The organism is Intrasporangium sp. (genome assembly GCF_039812505.1).
Taxonomy (GTDB): domain Bacteria; phylum Actinomycetota; class Actinomycetes; order Actinomycetales; family Dermatophilaceae; genus Intrasporangium_A.
On the sequence record NZ_JBDIAQ010000234.1, the window covers coordinates 1 to 3,614 of the forward strand.

Here is a 3,614-nt window from a genome sequence, read left to right on the forward strand (position 1 = left end):
GCGGGGTTCGGTGTCGGGGGGCTCCCACTTTCCCGCCGCGGTCGGATTGTGAGCGGGGTTCGGTGTCGGGGGGCTCCTGCTTTCCCGCCGCGGTCGGATTGTGGGCGGGGTTCGGTGTCGGGGGGCTCCTGCTTTCCCGCCGCGGTCGGATTGTGGGCGGGGTTCGGTGTCGGGGGGCTCCTGCTTTCCCGCCGCGGTCGGATTGTGAGCGGGGTTCGGTGTCGAGGGGCTCCCACTTTCCCGCCGCGGTCGGATTGTGAGCGGGCCGCTCGGGGCGGAGCGGCCTGGGCGGCATCGGTGCGGGCGCCGGGGCACTCTGACGGCCCCCGCGCGGTCGCTAGGCTGACCCGGTGACCGAGATCGAGATTGGCCGTGGCAAACGTGGCCGGCGGGCGTACTCCTTCGACGACATCGCGGTGGTGCCCTCGCGCCGCACGCGCGACCCCGAGGAGGTCTCGGTCTCGTGGCAGATCGACGCCTACCACTTCGACCTGCCGGTGATGGGCGCTCCGATGGACTCGGTCATCTCACCCGACACGGCGATCGCGCTCGGCCGGCTCGGCGGGCTGCCGGTGCTCGACCTCGAGGGCCTGTGGACCCGTTACGAGGACGCGGCGCCGCTGCTCGACGAGATCGCCGGGCTCGAGGCGAGCGAGGCCACCCCCCGGATGCAGCAGATCTATGCCGAGCCGGTCAAACCCGAGCTGATCACGCAGCGGCTGCAGGAGCTGCGCCGGGCCGGTGTCACGGTCGCCGGCGCGTTGACGCCGGCGCGGACGCAGCAGCTGTGGAAGACCGTAGTCGACGCCGGTGTCGACCTGTTCGTCATCCGCGGCACGACGGTCTCGGCCGAGCACGTGTCGGGGCAGGCCGAGCCGCTGAACCTCAAGCGGTTCATCTACGAGCTCGACGTGCCGGTCATCGTCGGCGGCGCCGGGTCCTACACGGCGGCGCTGCACCTCATGCGGACCGGTGCGGCGGGCGTGCTGGTCGGTTTCGGCGGGGGAGCCGCGCACACGACCCGCACCACGCTAGGCATCCACACCCCGATGGCGACCGCGGTCGCCGACGTCGCCGCGGCCCGTCGCGACTACCTCGACGAGTCCGGCGGACGATATGTCCACGTCATCGCCGACGGCGGGGTCGGCACCTCCGGCGACATCGTCAAGGCGCTGGCCTGCGGGGCCGACGCGGTCATGCTCGGCGCCGCCCTGGCCCGGGCCACCGACGCGCCGGGGCGCGGGTTCCACTGGGGCCCGGAGGCGCACCATCCCCAGCTGCCCCGGGGCGAGCGGATCCGGATCGGCCGCCAGGCCACGCTGGAGGAGGTCCTCCTCGGCCCCAGCAGGAACGCCGACGGCACGACCAACATCATCGGGGCGCTGCGCCGGGCGATGGCGACGACCGGGTACTCCGACGTCAAGGAGTTCCAGCGGGTCGAGGTCGTCGTGGCGCGCTACGGCGACCGCTGACGGCGCACTGGTCAGGTCCAGCCACGAGAACTGCGTTCGGTGTCGGTTTCGTGGTGTCTGGCGTCCACGGGCCACGAGAACTGCGTTCGATGGCAGTTGTCGTGGTGTGTGGCCCCGGCCGGCCACGGGGACTGCGTTCGAGGCCAGTTCTCGTGGTGCGCTGGTGCGCCCCGAACGACCCGGCGTCGGTGCGCCGGTACTCCTGGGCCGAGACCATGGGTGGGGCCGCCACCCCTCAGAGACGACCCCACCCTCGCCAACGGCGGACCGCAACCGGTCAGCAAGGCCCGCGCATCGGGTAGGACAGAGCAACCCACATCGGATTGCCTGCTGTCACTCCCATTATCCCACGCTTGTAGTCGTTTCGCTCCGGCCGTCTCACGAGCGAGCGGCGCCCGGATCGTCGTGCGATGAGCGGAAACCGGTTCGCGAACCCAGATCTGCTCGACCGGGGCGAGCGCACTCGCGACGATCCGGACGACACGCTCCCGATCAGGGGGAGGGTTCGTCGGTGCCGTCGCGGCGGGCCAGGGCCTCGGACAGCTCGTCGACGACCAGCAGGTCCTTGCGCACGTTGCCGTGCCGGTAGGCGGAGCGCCCGACGAGGTGGGCGGTGACCGGCGAGGTGAAGAACTGGGTCGCGCCGACCAGGACCAGTGTCGTCACCGCGCCCCAGGTGCGGATCGTCAGGGCCAGACCCAGCAGGACCAGGATGAGCCCGAGCGTCTGCGGCTTCGTGGCCGCGTGCAGCCGCGACAGGGTGTCCGGGAAGCGGACCAGCCCGATGGCCCCGGCGAGGCACATGAAGGCACCGAGGAGCAGGCTGATGCCGCCCGCCACGTCGAGGACGCTGGTCCAGCTCACGGCGCCTCCCGGTCCGAGTCGTGCGACATGAAGCGGGCGATCGCCACTCCGCCGACGAAGCTGACGATGCCCAGCACCATGAGCAGAGGCAGGCTCGTCGCACGTCTGTGCCAGGCGGCCTCCATGCCGACACCCGAGATGACGACGACGAGCAGGATGTCGGTCGCGATGAGACGGTCGAGGTTGGTCGGTCCCCGGAAGACGCGATAGAGGACCAGGGCCGCGGCGGCGGCGAGCATGAGCATGCCGGCGATCGTGAAAGCGGTCGTCATGCGCCCTCATCCTCATGCTTGCGGCGCTCGAGGTCGGCGATCTCCTGGTCGGAGCCGAGAGCCCGCACGACCCGCTCCTCGACCCGGTACACGTGGGCGCGCCCCGCCTCGATGGCTCCGGGGCGCCCGATGTCGAGCAGGTGCAGGTAGAGCGTCGAGGTGGACCGTCTGGCGTCGAGCACGACCGAGCCGGGGACGAGCGCGTTGAGCTCGGCGGTGATCGTCAGGTAGAAGTCGGAACGGGATCGCAGGGGCACCTCGATGACCGCGTTGCGCGGCTGCTTGTGGCTGAAGGCGAGCCGGAGCACCTGGATCGAGGCCGCGACGAGATCGGTGAAGAAGCGGAAGATGAGCCATCCGGTCCGCAGCGGCCGGATCCGGCCCGCGAACTCGATCGAGGGCAGCGGGAATGCCAGGGTCACGACCAGACCGATGAGCAGGCCGTTGACGATGTTGCCCCACGAGATCCGGTCCCAGAGCAGCAGCCAGGCGACGGCCACGGCGAGGATGGCGCGGGGCTGGAAGCCGCCGCGGCGCAGTGGGCCCCGGGGTCTGGCCCCGCTGGTCTCGGTGTCGCCGGGTGGCTCGCCGCCCGGCCGGCCGGTCCCGGGATCGATGCTCACCGGCGCACCCCCGGTGGCAGGACGCTGGTGATGTAGGGGTCGCGTTGCATGAGGTCGGCGGCAGCGTGCTGGGTGTAGGCGAACAGCGGCCCGGCGACGAGCGTGATGACCAGGCCCACCGCCGTCATCGCTGCGGTGGCGCCCACCATGACCGGTGGCATCGCACGGCTGGTCGACGGCGCCTCGGCACGGGCGGTCGCGGTTGCCGTCGCCGACCTGGCCTGTCCGCCGGGGCCGGCGGCCGGACGCAGAGCCTCGGACGGGACGGGGGCCTCGGACGGAGGCAGAGCCTCGGACGGGACGGGAGCCTCGGACGGAGGCAGAGCCTCGGACGGGACGGGAGCCTGCCCGGTCACCTCCCCGTCAGGGACGTCGGAGAAGGG

Annotated in this window: 4 protein-coding genes and 1 pseudogene; 1 reads left to right on the plus strand and 4 read right to left on the minus strand. The window is 71.8% G+C overall.

The window, feature by feature from the left end:
* Window positions 1-350: 350 nt before the first annotated feature.
* Window positions 351-1,472: a GuaB3 family IMP dehydrogenase-related protein gene (locus WMI84_RS17490; RefSeq protein WP_347354867.1), complete on the plus strand. Its 1,122-nt coding sequence runs from the start codon at window positions 351-353 to the stop codon at window positions 1,470-1,472.
* Window positions 1,473-1,964: 492 nt separating this feature from the next.
* Here the strand turns inward: WMI84_RS17490 and mnhG are convergent, their stop codons facing one another.
* The 4 genes and pseudogenes from mnhG to WMI84_RS17510 all read right to left on the minus strand — a co-directional run.
* Window positions 1,965-2,336, minus strand: coding sequence for a monovalent cation/H(+) antiporter subunit G (gene mnhG, locus WMI84_RS17495; protein ID WP_347355055.1), 372 nt, complete (start codon window positions 2,334-2,336; stop codon window positions 1,965-1,967).
* The gene (locus tag WMI84_RS17500) at window positions 2,333-2,608 is read right to left on the minus strand and encodes a monovalent cation/H+ antiporter complex subunit F (RefSeq protein ID WP_347354870.1); all 276 of its coding nucleotides are present in this window, start codon (window positions 2,606-2,608) and stop codon (window positions 2,333-2,335) included. Before WMI84_RS17500 ends, mnhG begins: the two co-directional genes overlap by 4 nt.
* Window positions 2,605-3,231 carry a Na+/H+ antiporter subunit E gene (locus WMI84_RS17505; protein WP_347354871.1) on the minus strand — a complete coding sequence of 209 codons (627 nt, stop codon included), beginning with the start codon at window positions 3,229-3,231 and terminating at the stop codon, window positions 2,605-2,607. Before WMI84_RS17505 ends, WMI84_RS17500 begins: the two co-directional genes overlap by 4 nt.
* Window positions 3,228-3,614: pseudogene (locus WMI84_RS17510) on the minus strand (hypothetical protein); the annotation flags it as partial. The pseudogene WMI84_RS17510 and the gene WMI84_RS17505, both read right to left, overlap by 4 nt.